At 67.0% G+C, this 16678-nt stretch carries 20 protein-coding genes; 8 read left to right on the plus strand and 12 right to left on the minus strand.

Translation table 11 applies throughout. From position 1 onward, the window contains the following. Positions 1-10: 10 nt before the first annotated feature. The 3 genes from ACFTS5_RS29025 to ACFTS5_RS29035 form a co-directional block, all read right to left on the minus strand. Positions 11-181, minus strand: coding sequence for a toxin-antitoxin system HicB family antitoxin (locus ACFTS5_RS29025; protein ID WP_378637115.1), 171 nt, complete (start codon positions 179-181; stop codon positions 11-13). An 8-nt stretch (positions 182-189) separates the two neighbouring features. Further along, positions 190-1077, minus strand: a complete 888-nt coding sequence (locus tag ACFTS5_RS29030; RefSeq protein WP_358188763.1) for an SPFH domain-containing protein — start codon at positions 1075-1077, stop codon at positions 190-192. A gap of 66 nt (positions 1078-1143) precedes the next feature. Continuing rightward, a complete protein-coding gene (locus ACFTS5_RS29035; RefSeq protein WP_378637117.1) occupies positions 1144-2487 on the minus strand; it encodes an FAD-binding oxidoreductase in 1344 nt (447 codons plus the stop codon). 71 nt (positions 2488-2558) lie between these two features. On the opposite strand from ACFTS5_RS29035, the gene ACFTS5_RS29040 reads away from it, so the two are divergent. Beyond that, entirely contained in the window at positions 2559-3485 is a 927-nt protein-coding gene (locus tag ACFTS5_RS29040) for a LysR family transcriptional regulator (protein ID WP_358188767.1), read from the plus strand. A 10-nt stretch (positions 3486-3495) separates the two neighbouring features. Here ACFTS5_RS29040 and ACFTS5_RS29045 read toward each other — a convergent pair whose 3' ends face one another. Continuing rightward, positions 3496-4167 carry a pyridoxamine 5'-phosphate oxidase family protein gene (locus ACFTS5_RS29045; RefSeq protein ID WP_378637120.1) on the minus strand — a complete coding sequence of 224 codons (672 nt, stop codon included), beginning with the start codon at positions 4165-4167 and terminating at the stop codon, positions 3496-3498. Positions 4168-4299: 132 nt separating this feature from the next. Between ACFTS5_RS29045 and ACFTS5_RS29050 the strand changes: the two genes are divergently transcribed. Continuing rightward, a complete protein-coding gene (locus ACFTS5_RS29050) occupies positions 4300-5847 on the plus strand; it encodes an acyl-CoA carboxylase subunit beta (RefSeq protein WP_378637353.1) in 1548 nt (515 codons plus the stop codon). Between the two features lie 69 nt (positions 5848-5916). Here ACFTS5_RS29050 and ACFTS5_RS29055 read toward each other — a convergent pair whose 3' ends face one another. Beyond that, positions 5917-6378, minus strand: coding sequence for an ABA4-like family protein (locus ACFTS5_RS29055; protein WP_378637122.1), 462 nt, complete (start codon positions 6376-6378; stop codon positions 5917-5919). After that, positions 6375-7322, minus strand: a complete 948-nt coding sequence (locus ACFTS5_RS29060; protein WP_378637123.1) for a hypothetical protein — start codon at positions 7320-7322, stop codon at positions 6375-6377. Before ACFTS5_RS29060 ends, ACFTS5_RS29055 begins: the two co-directional genes overlap by 4 nt. Before the next feature lie 117 nt (positions 7323-7439). Between ACFTS5_RS29060 and ACFTS5_RS29065 the strand changes: the two genes are divergently transcribed. Beyond that, the gene (locus ACFTS5_RS29065) at positions 7440-8066 is read left to right on the plus strand and encodes a MerR family transcriptional regulator (RefSeq protein WP_378637126.1); all 627 of its coding nucleotides are present in this window, start codon (positions 7440-7442) and stop codon (positions 8064-8066) included. A gap of 47 nt (positions 8067-8113) precedes the next feature. Here ACFTS5_RS29065 and ACFTS5_RS29070 read toward each other — a convergent pair whose 3' ends face one another. The 4 genes from ACFTS5_RS29070 to ACFTS5_RS29085 all read right to left on the minus strand — a co-directional run bounded on the left by ACFTS5_RS29070 (position 8114) and on the right by ACFTS5_RS29085 (position 11944). Continuing rightward, positions 8114-8866, minus strand: coding sequence for an amino acid ABC transporter ATP-binding protein (locus ACFTS5_RS29070; protein ID WP_378637356.1), 753 nt, complete (start codon positions 8864-8866; stop codon positions 8114-8116). Positions 8867-8892: 26 nt separating this feature from the next. Next, on the minus strand, positions 8893-9831 hold the full coding sequence (locus ACFTS5_RS29075) for an ABC transporter permease subunit (protein ID WP_378637128.1): 939 nt from the start codon (positions 9829-9831) through the stop codon (positions 8893-8895). 1 nt (position 9832) lies between these two features. Then, the gene (locus ACFTS5_RS29080; RefSeq protein WP_378637131.1) at positions 9833-10738 is read right to left on the minus strand and encodes an ABC transporter substrate-binding protein; all 906 of its coding nucleotides are present in this window, start codon (positions 10736-10738) and stop codon (positions 9833-9835) included. A gap of 126 nt (positions 10739-10864) precedes the next feature. Next, a complete protein-coding gene (locus tag ACFTS5_RS29085) occupies positions 10865-11944 on the minus strand; it encodes an isocitrate/isopropylmalate dehydrogenase family protein (RefSeq protein WP_378637133.1) in 1080 nt (359 codons plus the stop codon). Between the two features lie 81 nt (positions 11945-12025). Between ACFTS5_RS29085 and ACFTS5_RS29090 the strand changes: the two genes are divergently transcribed. Further along, entirely contained in the window at positions 12026-12538 is a 513-nt protein-coding gene (locus tag ACFTS5_RS29090) for a 2'-5' RNA ligase family protein (protein ID WP_378637136.1), read from the plus strand. A 49-nt stretch (positions 12539-12587) separates the two neighbouring features. Further along, positions 12588-12965, plus strand: a complete 378-nt coding sequence (gene trxA / locus ACFTS5_RS29095) for a thioredoxin (protein ID WP_056824580.1) — start codon at positions 12588-12590, stop codon at positions 12963-12965. Positions 12966-13036: 71 nt separating this feature from the next. On the opposite strand, the gene ACFTS5_RS29100 is transcribed toward trxA, so the two are convergent. Continuing rightward, positions 13037-13456, minus strand: a complete 420-nt coding sequence (locus ACFTS5_RS29100) for a 2-keto-3-deoxygluconate kinase (protein WP_378637139.1) — start codon at positions 13454-13456, stop codon at positions 13037-13039. A 355-nt stretch (positions 13457-13811) separates the two neighbouring features. On the opposite strand from ACFTS5_RS29100, the gene ACFTS5_RS29105 reads away from it, so the two are divergent. Further along, positions 13812-14123, plus strand: a complete 312-nt coding sequence (locus tag ACFTS5_RS29105) for a DUF6191 domain-containing protein (RefSeq protein WP_378637141.1) — start codon at positions 13812-13814, stop codon at positions 14121-14123. A 9-nt stretch (positions 14124-14132) separates the two neighbouring features. Here ACFTS5_RS29105 and ACFTS5_RS29110 read toward each other — a convergent pair whose 3' ends face one another. Continuing rightward, a complete protein-coding gene (locus tag ACFTS5_RS29110) occupies positions 14133-14906 on the minus strand; it encodes an acyl-[acyl-carrier-protein] thioesterase (protein WP_378637144.1) in 774 nt (257 codons plus the stop codon). Between the two features lie 236 nt (positions 14907-15142). On the opposite strand from ACFTS5_RS29110, the gene ACFTS5_RS29115 reads away from it, so the two are divergent. Further along, positions 15143-16003, plus strand: a complete 861-nt coding sequence (locus ACFTS5_RS29115; RefSeq protein WP_378637146.1) for a haloalkane dehalogenase — start codon at positions 15143-15145, stop codon at positions 16001-16003. A gap of 207 nt (positions 16004-16210) precedes the next feature. Beyond that, complete coding sequence (locus ACFTS5_RS29120; RefSeq protein WP_101463459.1) at positions 16211-16549, plus strand: LGFP repeat-containing protein; 339 nt, start codon at positions 16211-16213, stop codon at positions 16547-16549. Positions 16550-16678 lie beyond the last annotated feature (129 nt).

The raw sequence follows: 16678 nt of genomic DNA on the forward strand, positions 1-16678 counted from the left end.
GATCGATCGACTAGTTGCGCTTGGGCTTTCGGCCTGCCTGGTCGAGGGCGAGGCGGAGGGCGTATTCGATTTGGGAGTTGATGCTGCGCAGGTCGTCGGCCGCCCACTTGGCTATTGCCTCGTGGACGGCCGGGTCGAGCCGTAGCAGGATCTTTTTGGGGTCCTTCTTCGGCTGGGTCATCGGGCGGCTCAGGAGTAGAGGGATCCGGCGTTGACCACGGGCTGGGTGGCGCGGTCACCGCACAGGACGACGAGCAGGTTGGAGACCATGTTGGCCTTGCGCTCCTCGTCGAGTTCGACGGTGCCCTGTTCGGCGAGGCGGTCGAGGGCGAGAGCGACCATGCCGACGGCGCCTTCGACGATCTGGGTGCGAGCGGCGACGACCTGGGCCGCCTGCTGGCGGACGAGCATCGCCTGGGCGATCTCGGGGGCGTAGGCGAGGTGGGTGATGCGGGCCTCGATGACCTCGATACCCGCGGTGAGGGTGCGTTCGCGCAGCTCGACGGTCAGTTCCTCGGCGACTTCGGCACCGTCGCGAAGACTGGTACGGGAGTCGTCGTGGGCGTCGTAGGGGTGGGTGGTGGCGAGGTGACGCACCGCCGCCTCGGACTGGGTTTCGACGTACTCCTCGTAGTCGTCGACAGCGAAGGCGGCCTTGAAGCTGTCGACCACCTTGTAGACGACGACCGCCGCGATCTCGACGGGGTTGCCGTCGGCGTCGTTGACCTTGAGCTTCTGGGTCTCGAAGTTCCGCACCCGCAGCGAGATGGACTTACGGTCGGTGAGCGGGACCACCGAGAAGAACCCGGGCTCGCTCACCGAGCCGATGTAGCGGCCGAAGAAGGTGACGACCTTGGCCTCGTTGGGGTTGACGATGATCAGCCCGGTGGCGAGCAACCAGACGACCAGGATCACGACGACGGCGGCCACCGCGCCGATCCAGGCCAGTGCGCCACCGTTGTGCTGGGTGGCGGCGATGAACGCGAGAACGGCGGCGGCCCCGAACAACAGGGTGAACACCAGCCACCCCAGCACGACGACGAATCCATTGACGCGGAATGCGGACCGCAGCTCCATGACATCCTCCCGATATCTGAGTGATATCACTAAGATAGTAGATATCGGGAGGCTGAGCAAGCGGCGCTAGGAACCGGCGGCGATATTGCGGTTGGCGCGGAACATGTTTCGCGGGTCGTACTTCGCTTTCGCCGCCGCCAGCCAGCGGTAGGTGTCCGGGGAGTAGCCTGCCGCGGTCTGGGCTTCGTCCGCCGCGCCGCCCGCACCGTAGAGGAACGCGAGACTGTGCCCGATCGTCCACGGCGCCAATGCTTCTCGCACCTTCGCGAGGCCTTCGGGTGCGGAGTCACCCTCACCGGGACCGGTGATCACCCGCACGATGTACTCCGCATCGCGATGATCGATCGAGGCCGGGCCACCGTGCCGCAGGGCCGCACCGAGATGGCGGATGTCGATGACCGCGTCGACCGATCCGCCCGGGGCCGTCAACGCGCGCAGCGCGGACAGACCCTGCGGTGTCAGCTCCGAGAGCAGCGCGTTGGTCGCGGCGTAGGCATGCGGGAAGGGCGGGTCACTGTGGATGGTGTGCGATTCGGCGTAGGGCATCGTGCGCAGGTCCTCGTGCAGCCGAGGTCCGATCCGCCGCAGGGGCGCGACCCACCGTTGCCCCTCCTCGTCCGGCCCGTCGAAGGCGATTCGGATCGAAGCGACGTGCCGGCCTCGCAAGGATTCCGGCACGGGCGGGATGTCGGGATAGGTCACCACCGCGATCGTGGAGGTCAGCGCGCTCGGTACGGTCTCGGTCCAGGTGCGCCACGCCTCCAGCGCCGCGTCGACCAGTGGCGCGTCGAAAACCAGCTGACCACCATAGATTTCGGCGACGGGGACGAGATCGAGTTCGAGACCGGTCACCACGCCGAAGTTCCCGCCGGAACCCAGTACCGCCCCGAACAACTCGTCTTCCGGGCCGAGCGAGCGCATCCTGCCGTCGGCGGTCACCAGTTCGATGCGGCGCACATGATCTGCGGCATAACCGAATTCACGGGCCAGCAATCCGAGCCCGCCGCCGAGCACATACCCGACGACGCCCACCGACGGCGACGACCCGTTCAACGGCGCCAGCCCGTACCGCGCGGCCGCCTCGACCAACGCGCCCGCCCGCACCCCGGCCCCGACGTGAGCGGTACGAGCCTGCGGGTCGACGGTGATGGCGTCCATGCGTCCGGTCGTGATGAGCACCCCGCCGTCGGTGGCTACCGACAGACCGTGTCCGGTCGCCTGCACGGCCACCGACAGCCCGTGCCGTGCGGCGAATTCCACGGCGGCGCGCACGTCCTGGCCGTGCTGGGCGCCGACCACGAACGCCGGACGGTGGGTGTAGGCGGTTTGGAAGCCGGCGATCTCCTCGGCGTACCCGGGGTCGTCCGGCGTGAAGACAGGACCAGTGAACTTCGTTGCGATATCGGTCATGTCTTCGACTCTGCTCGCCAACAATGAATAAGTACAAGAGATAGATCTTCTATTACCTATAATCGATAGTTATGGAACTGCGTCAGCTGCGCTACTTCGTGACGATCGTCGACGAGGGCGGGTTCACCAAGGCCGCCGAACGGCTGCACTTGTCCCAGCCCGGTCTCAGCACCCAGATCCGCCAACTCGAACGCGAACTCGGGCAGCGTCTGCTCGACCGCGGTGCGCGCACCGTGACATTGACCGACGTCGGCGCCGCGGTGCTCACCCACGCACGCGCCGCCCTGGCCGCCGCCGACCGGATCGGCGACACGGTCGGGGAGTTCACCGGATTGCTGCGGGGTCAGGTCCGGCTCGGCATGATCTCCGGGGCGGCGTCGGAGGTCTTCGATGTCGCGGGCGTTCTCGCCGATTTCCACCACGATCATCCGCAGGTCGGGATCAGCCTCACCGAGGACACCGCGGAAAGGATGCTCGCCGCCGTCGAACACGGTGAACTCGACATCGCGTTGACCGGATTGACCGGCGCGCCGATAGATTCCGGCATCGGACTCGAGGTGATCCTGGAGACCGCGCTCGTCGCCGCCGTCGCCCACGATGCGCCCATCGACCCCGCCGAATCGGCGGGCTCCATCACCTTGGGAGCCCTCGCCGATCGCCGCCTCATCTGCCTCACCCGGGGCACCGGCCTTCGCGGGGTCTTCGAACGCTCTTGCGCCGCCGCTGGTTTCACCCCGAACATCGCCTTCGAAGCCGCCGCTCCCCCGCTGCTCCTCGAACTCGCCGCACGCGGGCTGGGAACCGCCATCGTCCCAGCCCTCACCACCGCCGAAGCCGACGCCTTCGGTGTCCGATCCCTCGACATCGTCGACCCCACCATCCACGGCCGGCTGGCCCTGGCCTGGCGCACCGATCCCCCGCCCGGCCCGGCGGCGAAGGTGCTGCTCGGGCAACTACGTATCGCCTTCGGCGGCCACGCCTCCGCCGTCGATCGATAGGCGCGGGCGGTCAGGGGGAAGACTTCAGGCGGGCGATTTCGGCCTCGAGCTCGGCATTGCGGTGCTGTAGACGCTCGATTTCGGCTTCGAGAGGAGCGCGGCCCGCGCGCAGGTAGTCCTGGATCCACTCGGTGCGGTAGCGAGGGGTGATGTTCTTGGTGCAGTTCCGGTCGAACGCCTCGACCCGCACCACGAACGCCCGGTCCGAGCGCGCGTCGATCGGGCCCGCCGACGTGGTCAGGAGGCGGTCGAGCAGGCCGGGATCGTCGGCGCGTTCGACGACCTCGACCCGACCGAAGATCTTGACCCTGGTGCGGGTCGGGTAATCGATGAAGAACAGCGACACCCGATCGTCGATGTCGAGATTGCCCACAGTGACGAACTGGTTGTTACCCGCGTACTCGGCCCACGCGATCGTCGAGAAGTCGAGCACGTGCACGAAACCCTGTGGCCCGCCGCGATGTTGGATGTAGGGCCAGCCGGATCCGGTGACGGTAGCGAGGTAGAACGAGTCGGCCTGCCGGATCAGGCCCGCCACCTGGGGCTCCAGTTCTTCGGGCTCGCCGAGGTCGGCGCCGTCGGCCATCCGCCTGCCGTGGACGGTGAAACCACCACCGCTGCGCTGACGGCGCTCGGTGGCCGAGGAGAAGGCGATGGCTCCGTATCGGGTCGGCTTGTTCACCCCACCCACGGTACGACGCGTGATTCGTCAAGGATCGGTCCGCCGTGCCGCTGATGTCGGCGCGGGCGTCAGCGCTACGCTTTGGCTAACCGATGAAGGAGAGCTCGACCAGGACGAGGAAGGGCGTGCGTGGTGGAGTCGACTACTGCTGCGAAACTGCAAGAGCTGCGGGACAATCTGAGGGCGGCGCGGGAACCCGCGGGGGAGGCGGGGATCGCCAAGCGCGCGGCGAAAGGAATCCCCGGTCCACGCGAACGCATCGAAATACTTCTCGACCAGGGCAGTTTCACCGAAATCGGGGCACTGGTGAAACAGCCAGGCGCGGCCGACGGACTCTACGGTGACGGTGTGGTCACCGGGCACGGCAGGATCGACGGGCGCCCGGTGGTGGTGATCGCCCACGACCAGACCGTGTTCGGTGGATCGGTGGGTGAGATGTTCGGGCGCAAAGTCGCGATGGCGATGGACCTGGCGGCCGATATCGCGTGCCCGTTCGTGGCGATCAACGACTCCGGCGGCGCCCGGGTGCAGGACGCGGTCACCTCACTGGCCTGGTACGCCGAGATGAGCAGGCGGCAGACGCGGCTGTCCGGGGTGGTACCGCAGGTGTCGGTGATGTTGGGCAAATGTGCTGCGGGCGCGGTGTATTCGCCGATCAACACCGATGTGCTGATCGCGACCGAGTCGGCGTACATGTTCGTGACCGGTCCCGAGATCATCCGCGAGACCACCGGCGAGGAAGTGACCCTCGACGAGCTCGGTGGCGCGTTCAACCAGGCGCACAACGGCAACATCCATCACGTGGCGGCGGACGAGAAAGCCGCTTTCGAGTGGGCACGAACGTATCTGAGCTTCATGCCGTCGAACTGCTACGAGCGTGCTCCCCTGATCAATCCCGGTCTGGAGCCGGAGATCACGGACTCCGACCGCGAACTCGATTCGCTGATACCGGATTCCGATCGCCGGGGCTACGACATGTACGAGATCCTGCTCCGGATCTTCGACGACGGGGAGTTCCACGAGATCGGCGACGGCGCCGCCCGCAATCTGATCACCGGATTCGCACGGGTCGACGGGCGCAGCGTCGGGGTGGTCGCCAATCAGCCGCTGGTGGCCAGCGGCGCGATCGACGCGCGCGGGTCGGACAAGGCCGCGCACTTCATCCGCCTGTGCGACGCGTTCGACATTCCGCTGGTGTTCGTCGTCGACACCCCGGGCGTGCTGCCGGGCGTGGAGGAGGAGAAGATCGGCGTCATCAAACGCGGCGGGCGCTTCTTCTACGCGGTCGTCGAGGCCACCGTTCCGATCGTCACCGTCGTGGTCCGCAAGGCCTACGGCGGCGGCTACGCGGTGATGGGGTGCAAGCAACTCGGCGGCGACATCAATCTCGCGTGGCCGACGGCCCGGATCGCTGTGATGGGCGCCGAAGCCGCCGTGGGCCTGACCCAGCGCAAACAGCTGGCCGCCGTCCCCGAGGCAGACCGACCGGCCGTGCGTCAGCAGATGGTCGACTTCTACAACGCCGCCGTAGCCACCCCGTGGATCGCCGCCGAGCGCGGCTATATCGACGCGGTCATCGAACCGTCGAGCACCCGGCTGGAAATCCGCAAAGCACTGCGCCTGCTCGGCGACAAACACATCGAGCAGGCACCGCGCAAACACCGCCTGATGCCGTTGTAGCGCCGCGTCACCGCGGCCTGCCGGCCGGGAAGCGCCGTGAGCCGGACTTACGAGCCCGGCTCACGGCGGCTACGCGCCGACCGGATCCGCCTGTGTCGCGGCAGAACGCTCGATCGGCGAGCGCCGCGCGAATTCACGGACGAGCAGATAGATCGGGAAGGCGATGGGCGACAACAGAATCGTGCCGACCAGCAGTGGGCCCATCAGGAGCGGGTGCACGTCGCGCTCGCGACTGTCGAGATAGATCCAGCGGCCGAGGAACAGGTCCCACGCGATGATCTGCGCCCACAGTGCGGTCAGCACAGCGGGATCGGCGGTGGCTTCGGTGATCGCATCCAGTGACGGTGAAGTCACCAGCGACCACATCGCGCCGAGCACCGGAACCGCGACAATCGCCCATACCGCCAATGGCACCAGCACAATCCACGGCGACGAGATGATCGTGCGAGTCCAGCGCCAGGTCGGTGCGAAGATCATCAGAGCCCAGAAGGGCACGGTGACGAAGAACGACAGGTCGAACAGTGTGCTCATGCGGTGACCACCTTTCGGGTACCGGCCGCGCTCGCGACCGAGATCATTACTCCGACAACAATTCCGGTGACGATCGCGGCCGCGGCGGTGAGCGTGGTCTGATCGGGGTGGATCAGCGGCTGTCCGCGCAGCGCCTGCCAGGTGACCAGGGCGAGGATCGCCGCGTAACCCGCCGACCCGGTGATGATCAGGCCCAGCCGAACGCGTACCGACCGCAACAACGGGATCCGTGGAGCCAGCACGACCAGCAGTGCCGCGAACAGCGGCAGCGCCTGGAGGGCGTGCATGCCGAAGAAGTGCGGAATGCGCAGGTCACCGTCGGTGGTACTCCACCCGGTGAGCGGCATGCCGGGAGTACCGTCCGGTGCGCCGACGGTATGAGCGCCCGCGATACCGTCGATGCCCGATTCCTGCATCGGCATCAACTGGCCCAGGCCCAATCCCACCAGCGTGATCAGCAGGCCGAGGCGGATCGACCAGGTGATCGCGATGTCTCCGATGCGGGTGCGGGCCACTGCGACAGCGACCACCATCGTCGCCAGGAACAGCACCACGATGGTCGACCCCATCGTGACCCAGAGCATCGCGTCGAACGTGGTGGTCGTGTTGTAGTGGCTGCGAGTCCCCCGGATCACCTGCCCGAAGATGACCGCCTGTTCGATCACCCCGGCGACCACGATCACCGTGGCCATCCGCGAGGCGAGCCGAGAAGGGCTGGGCCGCAACGACATCAACCAGGCCAGCGCGACGCTGTAGAACACGAACGAGATCGCGAACTTGGTCGGCTTGAACCAGGCTGTCGACCCGGCGATCACCCGGTCGTCGACCAGCATCCCGATCAGGCCGACCACGACGAGCGCGGCGTTGACGGCGGCGAAATACATCAGCGGGCGGTGCAGGGGTGCGTTGGGGCGGGGCAGCGAGGGGACGGTCAGGACTGACATTCGAATCTCCCAGAGATAGATAGCTATACTATCCGTTATGGATAGCTAGACTATCCGCTATGGGTGACGTAGGCAAGGGGTAGGAACAACACGGAGGTAAGAGTGCGAATCTCGGAGTTGAGTGATCGCAGTGGCATCGCGGTGGCGACCATCAAGTACTACCTGCGCGAGGGACTGCTGCCGCCGGGTGAACGCACCAGCCCCAACCAGGCCAGCTACGGCGAAGACCATCTGCGCCGACTCCGCCTGATCCGCGCGCTGATCGAGGTGGGCGGGATACCGGTCGCCACCGTCTCCGATGTGCTCGCCGCGATCGACTCTCCCGACATGCCGCTGTTCCATGTGCTGGGCGTGGCACAGGACAGCCTGTCCACCCCCGTCCCCGCCGCCCATGACGCCGAATGGGATCGCGCCTACGAGGCCGTGCGCGCGGAGATGGACCGACGCGGCTGGGACATGAAACCGAGCCCGCAGGCCATCGACACGCTCACCGGAGTGATCGTCCGACTCGCGCAACTCGGCTACCGGGACTGGGCCACCACCACCCTGCCCACCTACTTCGACAGCACGCGCGCGGTAGCGGAGAACGACGTGGCGGCCGCCCTGTCCGCGGGCGGGCGCGACGACATCATCGACGCGGTCGTCGTCCTCACCGTCCTCGGAGACACCGCACTGGCCGCCATCCGCCGCATCGCCCAGGCGCAGGTCTCCCTGGAACGCCTGAAGAACCCGGAAACCCCCTGAAAAACGCAGCGGCCCCGCGGGAATTCGCGGGGCCGCTGCGTCGTATCTCAGAGCAAACGGGAGAGGAAGGCCTGGGTCCGCTCGTGCTGCGGATTGGCCAGCAGCTCACGCGGCGGGCCCGACTCCACGACCACACCGGCATCCATGAACACCAGTTCGTCGGCGACCTCGCGGGCGAAGCCCATCTCGTGGGTCACCACCAGCATGGTCATGCCCGAATCGGCCAGCTCCCGCATCACCGCGAGCACCTCACCGACCAGCTCGGGGTCCAGCGCCGAGGTCGGCTCGTCGAACAGCATCAGCTTGGGATCCATCGCCAGCGCTCGCGCGATGGCGACGCGCTGCTGCTGACCACCGGACAACTGCGCCGGGTAGGCGTTGCGCTTGGCCGAGAGCCCGACCCGCTCGAGCAGCTCCTCGGCCCTGGCGACGGCCTCGGACTTGCGGATACCGCGCACCTGGATGGGCGCCTCGATCACGTTCTCCAGCGCCGTGCGGTGCGGGAACAGGTTGAAATGCTGGAACACCATGCCGATATCGCGACGCTGGATCGCGGCATCGCGCTCGTGCATCTCGTAGAGCTTGCCGTTCTTCTCCCGGTAGCCGACGAGATCGCCGTCGACGTAGAGCCTGCCCGCGTTCACCTGTTCGAGGTGATTGATACAGCGCAGGAAGGTCGACTTGCCCGAGCCCGACGGCCCGACCAGGGTCAGCACCTTCCCACGCTCGACCTCGAGCGAGATGCCCTTGAGCACTTGCAGCGCGCCGAAGCTCTTACACACCCGGTCAGCCAGCACCATCGGCGGGACTGCCACAACTGGTTCGGTCATTTCGCCTTCACCGCCGCCTGCGCCGTGGCCAGTTCCTGAAGCTGCTTGGCCGTCAGCTGCCGGGTGGCACCACGCGAGTAATAGCGTTCCAAGTAGTACTGGCCGACCATGAGCACGCTGGTGATCGCCAGGTACCAGGTGGCACAGACGAGCAGCAGCGGGATGGGCTGGAAGTTCACGCCGTAGATGTCACGGGCGCGGCCGAACAGGTCGGTACTCAACGGAATCGCGGTGACCAGCGAGGTCGTCTTGAGCATGCCGATCAGCTCGTTGCCGGTGGGCGGGATGATCACCCGCATGGCCTGCGGCAGCACCGTGCGACGCATCGTCTGCGTCCACGACATGCCCAGCGCCACCGACGCCTCGCGCTGACCCTCGCCGACGGAGTTGATACCCGCGCGCACGATCTCGGCCATGTACGCGGCCTCGTTGAGGCCGAGGCCGATCACCGCGAACAGGAACGCCGCCTGCAGGTGCTGCACATCGAGGTGGAAGAACTGCGGACCGAACGGCACACCGAGATCGATCTGCTTGTACAGCGAGGGGACCAGGCCCCAGAACACCAACTGCACGAACACCGGGGTGCCACGGAAGATCCACAGATAGATCCACGCGGCGGTACGCAGCACCGGGTTCGGCGACAGGCGCATCACCGCCAGGACCGTGCCGAGGCCCACCGCGATCGCCATCGCGAGCACGGTGAGCTCCAGGGTGACGATCGCGCCGGCGGTGATCCGGCTGTCGAACAGGTACTTGCCGTAGGTATCCCACCGGTAGGCGGGATTCGTGGCGGCGCCGTAGACGAACAATCCCACCAGGATCAGGATGATTGCCGCCGCGATCCAGCGGCCCGGCCTGCGCAGCGGGACCGCTGTGATCGGTTCGGGTTCGGTGCCCGGTCCGGGCACCTCCACCGTGTCTTTCGCGTCGGACACGTCAGCTCACTGCACCGTTGATCACCGAGGTCTTGATCTGACCGTCCTGCACACCCCAGTTGGTGGTGATCTCGCCGTACTTGCCGTTGTCGATCAGGTGCTGCAGCGCCTTCTGCAGGGCCGCCGCCAGCGGGGAGGTCTTCTGCACGGCCCAGCCGTAGGGCGCGGAATCGAACAGCGGGCCCGCGGCCTCGATCTTGCCTTCGCTCTGCTTGATCGCGTACGCGGTCACCGGGGAATCGGCCGACATCGCGTCGACCTGGCCGAGCACCAACGCGTTGGTCGCGGCGCTCTGCTCGTCGAATGCCTTCATTTCGATGGCGGGCTTACCTTCGGCGACGCACTTGGCGCTCTTGGCGGGAATCTCGTCGGTGTGCTCGACCGTAGTGGACTGTACGGCGACCTTCTTGCCGCACGCATTGTTCGGATCGATCGCTTTACCGGTTTGCTGGGCCCACTGGATACCCGCGGAGAAATAGGTCGTGAAATCGACCTGCTGTTCGCGTTCGCGCGAATCGGTGATCGAGGACATACCCACGTCGTAGGTCCCGGCCTGAATGGCGGGAATGATCTTCTCGAACGAGGATTCGACATAGTCGACCTTCAGTCCGAGGGTGCTCGCGACGGCGTCGAGGAGGTCCACATCGAAGCCGACGATCTTGCCGCTCGCGTCCTTGTACTCGTTCGGCTGGTACGGCACGTTCACGCCGACGACCAACTTGCCTGCCTGCTTCACCTTGTCGGGGACCGCCGCGGCGAGCGCGTCGACCTTCTCCGCCGACACCTTGTTCACCGAGGCGCCGTCGCCCTCGGTGTTCTCGGCGCAGCCGGTCAACAACAAGGCACCGCCGGCGACGGTACACAGCAGCCGCACGGCGCCACGGCCGAGGACAGTTCGAACAGACAAAGGAGCCTCCACATTTCACGTCGACGCCGGCCACGTGTCAGCGCCTGTTTGGCAATGTATGCGAACCGGACACAGCGTGGTGCGACAGTAACCGAAGATTAATCAGCCAATGTGAAAGGGGTCCCTTCACCTCCGGTGCACGCGGGCCCGTACCTGCTCGGTGAATTCGCTGGTGGAAGCCAGACCGCCGAGATCCGCGGTCGCGATTCCGGCCGCCAGCGTCGCCGCCACCGCGCGGGTAATACGGTCGGCGGCATCATGGAGCGAACTATTGTCGTCACGAACTGCCAACCAGCGCAACAGCATTGCCGCCGACAATTGCAGCGCGGCGGGATTGGCCCGATTGTGCCCGGCCAGACCGGGCGCCGCGCCGTGCACGGCCTGCGCCATCGCGCGCGTGTCGGAGCAGTTGAGCGAGGCGGCCATGCCGAGCGAGCCACTGAGTTCACCGGCCAGGTCCGAGAGGATGTCGCCGAACAGGTTCTCGGTGACGATCACGTCGTACTCGGCGGGTGAGCGCACCAGGTGCGCCGCCATCGCGTCGACGTGTTCGTCGTCGACGGTCACGTCCGGATACTGCTCGGCCACTGCGTAACAGACGTCACGGAACAGGCCGGTCGTCATCGGCAGCACATTGGCCTTGTGCACCACGGTGACCCGCTTGCGCCTGCCCTGCGCGAGCCGCAGCGCCTGATGCGCGATCCGCTCGCACGCCTTGCGGGTGATCACCGCGACCGCCATCGCCACGTCCTCGGTGGGACGGAACTCCCCCGACCCGGCGAACATATTGCGGTCGGCGTAGAAGCCCTCGCTGTTCTCCCGGACGATCACCAGATCGATGTCGGGCGCCATCGCGCGCACGCCGGCGAAGGCGGCGGCAGGGCGGATGTTCGCGTAGAGCCCGAGCCGTTTGCGAATGACGCCGCCCGGCGCCACGCGCATGTCCGACGGGTAGGAGGCATTGTCGTGCGGGCCGAGGATCCAGGCGTCGAAATCCTCGAGGGCGGTCAGCGTCTGCTCCGGCAGCGGGTTGCCGAAGGCGGCGATCGCATCGTGCCCGATCACCAGCGGCACCCACTCCACCGGGGCGAGCCCGGCCGCGCCGATCGCTTCGTCGACGACCGCCCGGGTCGCGGCCACCACCTCGGGGCCGATTCCGTCGCCGTCGATCACACCGAGTCGCAGGTTCGCCTTCACACCGTTCACTCCCCCATCCTCGCGCGTGTCCGGACCGGATCGAGCGAGTGGGCGGTGCGGACACGCCGCAGCGACTAGTTTCTGCAGATCATGGTGCAGTCGGTGGAGTTGCTCCTCGACGAGGGCGGCGAGGCGGAGATCCGCAGGCAATGGGCGGTTCTTGCCGAAGCAGGCCTGGGCAACCGCCACCCCGGGACCGCACGGCCGCACATCACCGTCGCGGTGGCGCGCGAGATCTGGCCGCGCATCGACCACGCGCTCGAGCGGCTCGCGTTCGAGCCGCTGCCGATCCGTTTGGGCGGGTTGCTCGTCTTCGGGGCGCGCCGACCGATCCTGGTCAGGGCGGTCGTCGTCACCGCGGACCTGCTCGCCCTGCATCGCCGGGTCAGCGAGGTGGTCTCACCCTGCCCCGGCGTACCGGCGACCATGGCTCCCGGCGCGTGGACACCGCACGTGACCCTGGCGCGGCGAGTGCCCCCCGAACGGCTCGGCGACGCGGTGCGGACGGTCGCGGCCGACACCGATTTCCGGTCGCTCATCGTGGGGATTCGCCGCTGGGACGGGGAGGCGCGGCAGGAGCGAATCGTGATCGGGGGAAGATAGTGGGACGCCGCGGCGTTACAGCCGAGGACACCGACAAGGAGAGGACGTCATGGCCACCCAGACGCTGACCCAGCAGAACTTCGACGAAGTCATCACCGGAAACGACGTGGTCCTCGTCGATTTCTGGGCTTCCTGGTGCGGTCCGTGCCGCAGTTTCGCACCGACCTACGAGACCTCGTCGGAAAAGCACACCGACGTCGTCTACGGCAAGGTCGACACCGAGGCCGAGCAGGGACTCGCCGCGGCCGCCAACATCCAGTCGATTCCGACCATCATGGCCTTCCGCGAGGGCGTACTCGTCTTCGCGCAGCCGGGCGCGCTGCCGCCCGCCGCGCTCGAGGACCTGGTGACCCAGATCAAGGATCTGGACATGGACGAGGTGCGCAAGCAGATCGCCGAGCAGCAGGAATCCTCGCCCGCCGAATAGCCCGGCGCCGAGAACACGAAGGGCCCGTTCACCTTTCGAGTGAACGGGCCCTTGTGCGTGTCCGGGTGGTGTCAGCCCGCGAGCAGGTTGACGCCGGCGATCATGGCGCGCACGGTCGATTCCGCGCTGTCGGCGGCGGTGGCCACCGCCCAGCCGCGCCTGCCGTTGAACTCGCACTGCATGAAGGTGGCGGTGCCGTCGGCGGTCGGGCGCTGATGGAAGTGCAGGATCTCGAGGGGGTAGCCCTCGTCGTAGAGCGCGGAGGTCATCGCGGCAACGGGGCTGCCGGCGGCGATGACGGTGCGCAGGTGGTCGGCGAATTCCAGGGTGGCGGTGAAATCCGTTCCGGAACAAGACCATTCGCGCAAGGCGATGGATCCGTCGGCGCGGGTGTACCGGTCGAGGAAGGCGGCGGGGTCGAGGTCGGTGAGCTCGGCGCGCAGGCCCTTGGGGGCAGCGGCGAACAGGGCATGGTCCAGTGTCAGCGTCATTGCAGGTGAGGTCTTCCCGAAGATGTCTTCGTTGGCAGGTGGGACCAGCAGAACGATGAAAAGCAGCCCGCAGCGTAGGGGCTGGTCCGAATCAGACCCCGCTACGGCGGGTTACTACGAGAAGAATTCGCCGTGAGGCTTCCTGCGCGGTCTGCGCAGCAGCGACCGCGAGGTCGCGGTCAGCGACTAGCAGCGCGGCACAGCGGGCGGGATTCGGCACGCAGTCGAGAATAGGGCGGTCGTCGCGAAACCGCAACCTGGTTCACTGCCCGGAGTGTCTACCCGTGAGTACCATCACCGCAGCTCAGGATCGGTAACATCGACCCCGGCGACGGCGATGGGTACCGTATCGGGCATGGGGCTGCTCATGGCGATGACGATTCCCGGGCTCGCGTGTCTGCTGATCCTGTTGGCGTTCGTCGAGGTGGCGATCAACCGGGTCACCGGGACACGTTTCCTCCCGTGGACGCGCAAGCGTGGCGGCACCGTCGCCTCGGCGACCGGTTTCGAACATCTCACCGCGATGTTCCAGGGCTCCAAGCACCACGAGTTCGAACAGCGGCAGAGCACGCTGATGCACCGGGAGGACCCGTCGGAGGGTGCCCCGCCGCGGGATCAGGTGGATCTGGCGGGCGGGTCGGCGCGGCTCGTCGCCCGCGAGCGCTGAATCCGTTCACTACCGCGACGCACCGCCGGTCAGGGGTTCCACCGAAGCGAGGGCGCGGGCCGAACCGTCGACGTCGACCTGGACGCGCAGGCGGTCGGGTTGCGAACTCGTCCGCAACACCACTTTGTCGCCCATCATCACCGGGCCGACATGTTCGACGATCGCCCGGTACGGCAACCGGTGACGGTCCGGGTGCGCGGCGAGCGCTTCCTCCATGGCCTCCCAGTACACCGCGTTGTTGACATGGCCGAGCCGGTCGACGTCGGTGACGCGCAGCGGGAACGGCACCTCCTCCACCTCCGCGACGTCGAGTTCGGCGAGCGCGGCTTTCCAGCGCAGGCGATGTTCGGTGGTGCTGGCCAGCATCGGCGCCATGAACGCGTCGCTCATCCGCGCGGGACGGCCGGCGACGGGGTCGATGTGGATCAGGAACGCCGCGGCCTCGATGTGCCCGCCCTTCTCCCCGCGCAACCGAATGCGCATGTCGCACCATCGATTCGAGAGCGCGTCGGCCCAGCGACGTAGCTGGACGCGGTCGCCGAACATGATCGGCTCGTACACGTCGATCACCGTGCGCCGCACGATCCACGCCTGATGGGTGTCGCCGTCTTCCACCGCGTCGAGATGATCGAACCCGATGTCCTGCAGGTAGCGCGCCACCGCGTCGAGCCGCAGCCGGTCGTCCCCATCGGTATCGCCGAGTCGCACCGGCCACGACATCGCGAAGGCCTGCTCGATATCGGGGCAGTCGGGCAGCGGGGTCGCGATGACGGGCTCGGTCATAGGGCCGATGCTGCCACAGGTGGTCGTCGCGAGCCGGATCCCACCGCGACAGTGTTCACATCGAGTTGCAAGCAGGCTCCCCCTCGGTGACACGACGGTTGCCGACTGCCACGGACGCCGACCCGGTGGCCGACGTCACGGTGACCACCACCTCATCGCAGATCCACCGAAGGCATTGAATCGCTGCGGTTTTCGGCCGTAGGGTCGGTTCGGAGCCCGAGGACAGGATGGATGCGATGCTGATCGATTTCACGCCGGACAAGGCGCTGTACCCCTTCGAATCCCGCTGGTTCGAATCGTCGGCGGGCCGCGTGCACTACATCGACGAAGGCTCCGGGATCCCCATCCTGTTCTGCCACGGCAGCCCCACCTGGAGTTTTCTCTACCGCAAGATCATCGGCGAGCTCGGCGACCGGTTCCGGTGCCTGGCAGTCGACTACCTGGGCTTCGGACTGTCCGAACGGCCCCCGGGATACGGCTACACGATCGCCGAGCACGCCGCGGTAATCGGCGAGCTCGTCGACCATCTCGGGCTCGACGGGTTCGTGATCATGGGCCAGGACTGGGGCGGGCCGATCGGGTCCGCGGTCGGCGCCGATCGAGCCGATCGGGTGCGCGGACTCGTGCTCGGCAACACCCTGTTGTGGCCGACGGACACCTGGCCGCAGAAAGTGTTCAGCCGGGTCATGAGCAGCTCGCCGATGCAGCGGCGGATCCTGCGCGACAACCTTCTCGTGGAGCGTTTCCTGCTCGGCGAGCTCCGGAACACGATCAGCGAGGCCGAGGCCGATCACTACCGCGAGGTGCAGCCCTCCCCCGAAGCCAGACGCGGAATCGCCGCCATGCCCGGGCAGATCCTGGCCGCTCGTCCCTTCCTCGAGCAGCTGTCCACCGATGTGCCCGCTCGACTCGGCGCTACACCGACGCTGCTGGTCTGGGGCATGAAGGACATGGCGTTCCGCCCCGCCTCGTTCCTGCCACGGATGCGCGACACGTTCACCGACCATCGGGTCCTCGAACTGCCCGACGCCAGGCATTTCATCCCCGAACACGAGCCCGGCACGATCGCCGAAGCTATCGTCCAGCGTTTTCACTGACACCGCCGTGATCGCGGTGAGACAGCAGGGCACACCGCCGCTAGCCGATGCCGCGCCGGTTTCGGTCATCGACCATGAGCGAATCGCTGGCTAATAAGATGTGACCAGATTGTGAATCTCCCGCGAGTCGCCGCCGAGAACGGCCGATCGCACGGTAGCGTCGCGGCCGCTAGGCCAATTGTTACTGCGTGAAAGGAATTGTTCGACATGGCATTCGAAGTCACTGGGGCTATCGGCGATCACTACAACGAAGCCGGTGGCGCGTCCAGCCCGCTGGGTGAGCCGACCTCGGCAGAGCAGGACGCCCCCAACGGTGGCAAGTTCCAGGAATTCACCGGCGGCGTCATCTACTTCAAGCTCCCGACCGGGGCCAAGACCGTGTACGGCGCCATCCGTCAGGCATGGGAAGCCGAAGGCGGCGCGGGCGGCCGGTTCGGCTACCCGACCTCCGACGAGCAGGACATCGAAGGCGGCAAGATCAGCCACTTCGAGAACGGCTCGATCAGCTACTCGATCGCCGATGACGCTGTGACGGTCAACGCGTAACTCGCGTTCCCGCTACGCCACGAGGGGCGCCAACCCCGCCGGGGGGGGGCCCCGCGGGGGGGGGGGGGGAACCGAGGTTAGCGGTGAGCGGCACAACCTCCAAGGCGGTAGAGTAGCTTGAAGATACGG

The organism is Nocardia sp. NPDC056952, from assembly GCF_042674185.1.
Taxonomy (GTDB): Bacteria; Actinomycetota; Actinomycetes; order Mycobacteriales; family Mycobacteriaceae; genus Nocardia.

Bases quoted from the DNA above. Each gene is read 5' to 3' on its own strand.
- ACFTS5_RS29110 (WP_378637144.1), bottom strand. From the start codon at position 14,906: ATGACCGAGCCCGTCATCGCGACCCCGCTGCCCGACTGCCCCGATATC.
- ACFTS5_RS29030 (WP_358188763.1), bottom strand. From the start codon at position 1,077: ATGGAGCTGCGGTCCGCATTCCGCGTCAATGGATTCGTCGTCGTGCTG.
- ACFTS5_RS29025 (WP_378637115.1), bottom strand. From the start codon at position 181: ATGACCCAGCCGAAGAAGGACCCCAAAAAGATCCTGCTACGGCTCGAC.
- ACFTS5_RS29060 (WP_378637123.1), bottom strand. From the start codon at position 7,322: ATGTCAGTCCTGACCGTCCCCTCGCTGCCCCGCCCCAACGCACCCCTG.
- ACFTS5_RS29105 (WP_378637141.1), top strand. From the start codon at position 13,812: ATGGGGCTGCTCATGGCGATGACGATTCCCGGGCTCGCGTGTCTGCTG.
- ACFTS5_RS29100 (WP_378637139.1), bottom strand. From the start codon at position 13,456: ATGACGCTGACACTGGACCATGCCCTGTTCGCCGCTGCCCCCAAGGGC.
- ACFTS5_RS29035 (WP_378637117.1), bottom strand. From the start codon at position 2,487: ATGACCGATATCGCAACGAAGTTCACTGGTCCTGTCTTCACGCCGGAC.
- ACFTS5_RS29040 (WP_358188767.1), top strand. From the start codon at position 2,559: ATGGAACTGCGTCAGCTGCGCTACTTCGTGACGATCGTCGACGAGGGC.
- ACFTS5_RS29070 (WP_378637356.1), bottom strand. From the start codon at position 8,866: ATGGTGCTGGCTGACCGGGTGTGTAAGAGCTTCGGCGCGCTGCAAGTG.
- trxA (WP_056824580.1), top strand. From the start codon at position 12,588: ATGGCCACCCAGACGCTGACCCAGCAGAACTTCGACGAAGTCATCACC.
- ACFTS5_RS29055 (WP_378637122.1), bottom strand. From the start codon at position 6,378: ATGAGCACACTGTTCGACCTGTCGTTCTTCGTCACCGTGCCCTTCTGG.
- ACFTS5_RS29090 (WP_378637136.1), top strand. From the start codon at position 12,026: ATGGTGCAGTCGGTGGAGTTGCTCCTCGACGAGGGCGGCGAGGCGGAG.
- ACFTS5_RS29115 (WP_378637146.1), top strand. From the start codon at position 15,143: ATGCTGATCGATTTCACGCCGGACAAGGCGCTGTACCCCTTCGAATCC.
- ACFTS5_RS29120 (WP_101463459.1), top strand. From the start codon at position 16,211: ATGGCATTCGAAGTCACTGGGGCTATCGGCGATCACTACAACGAAGCC.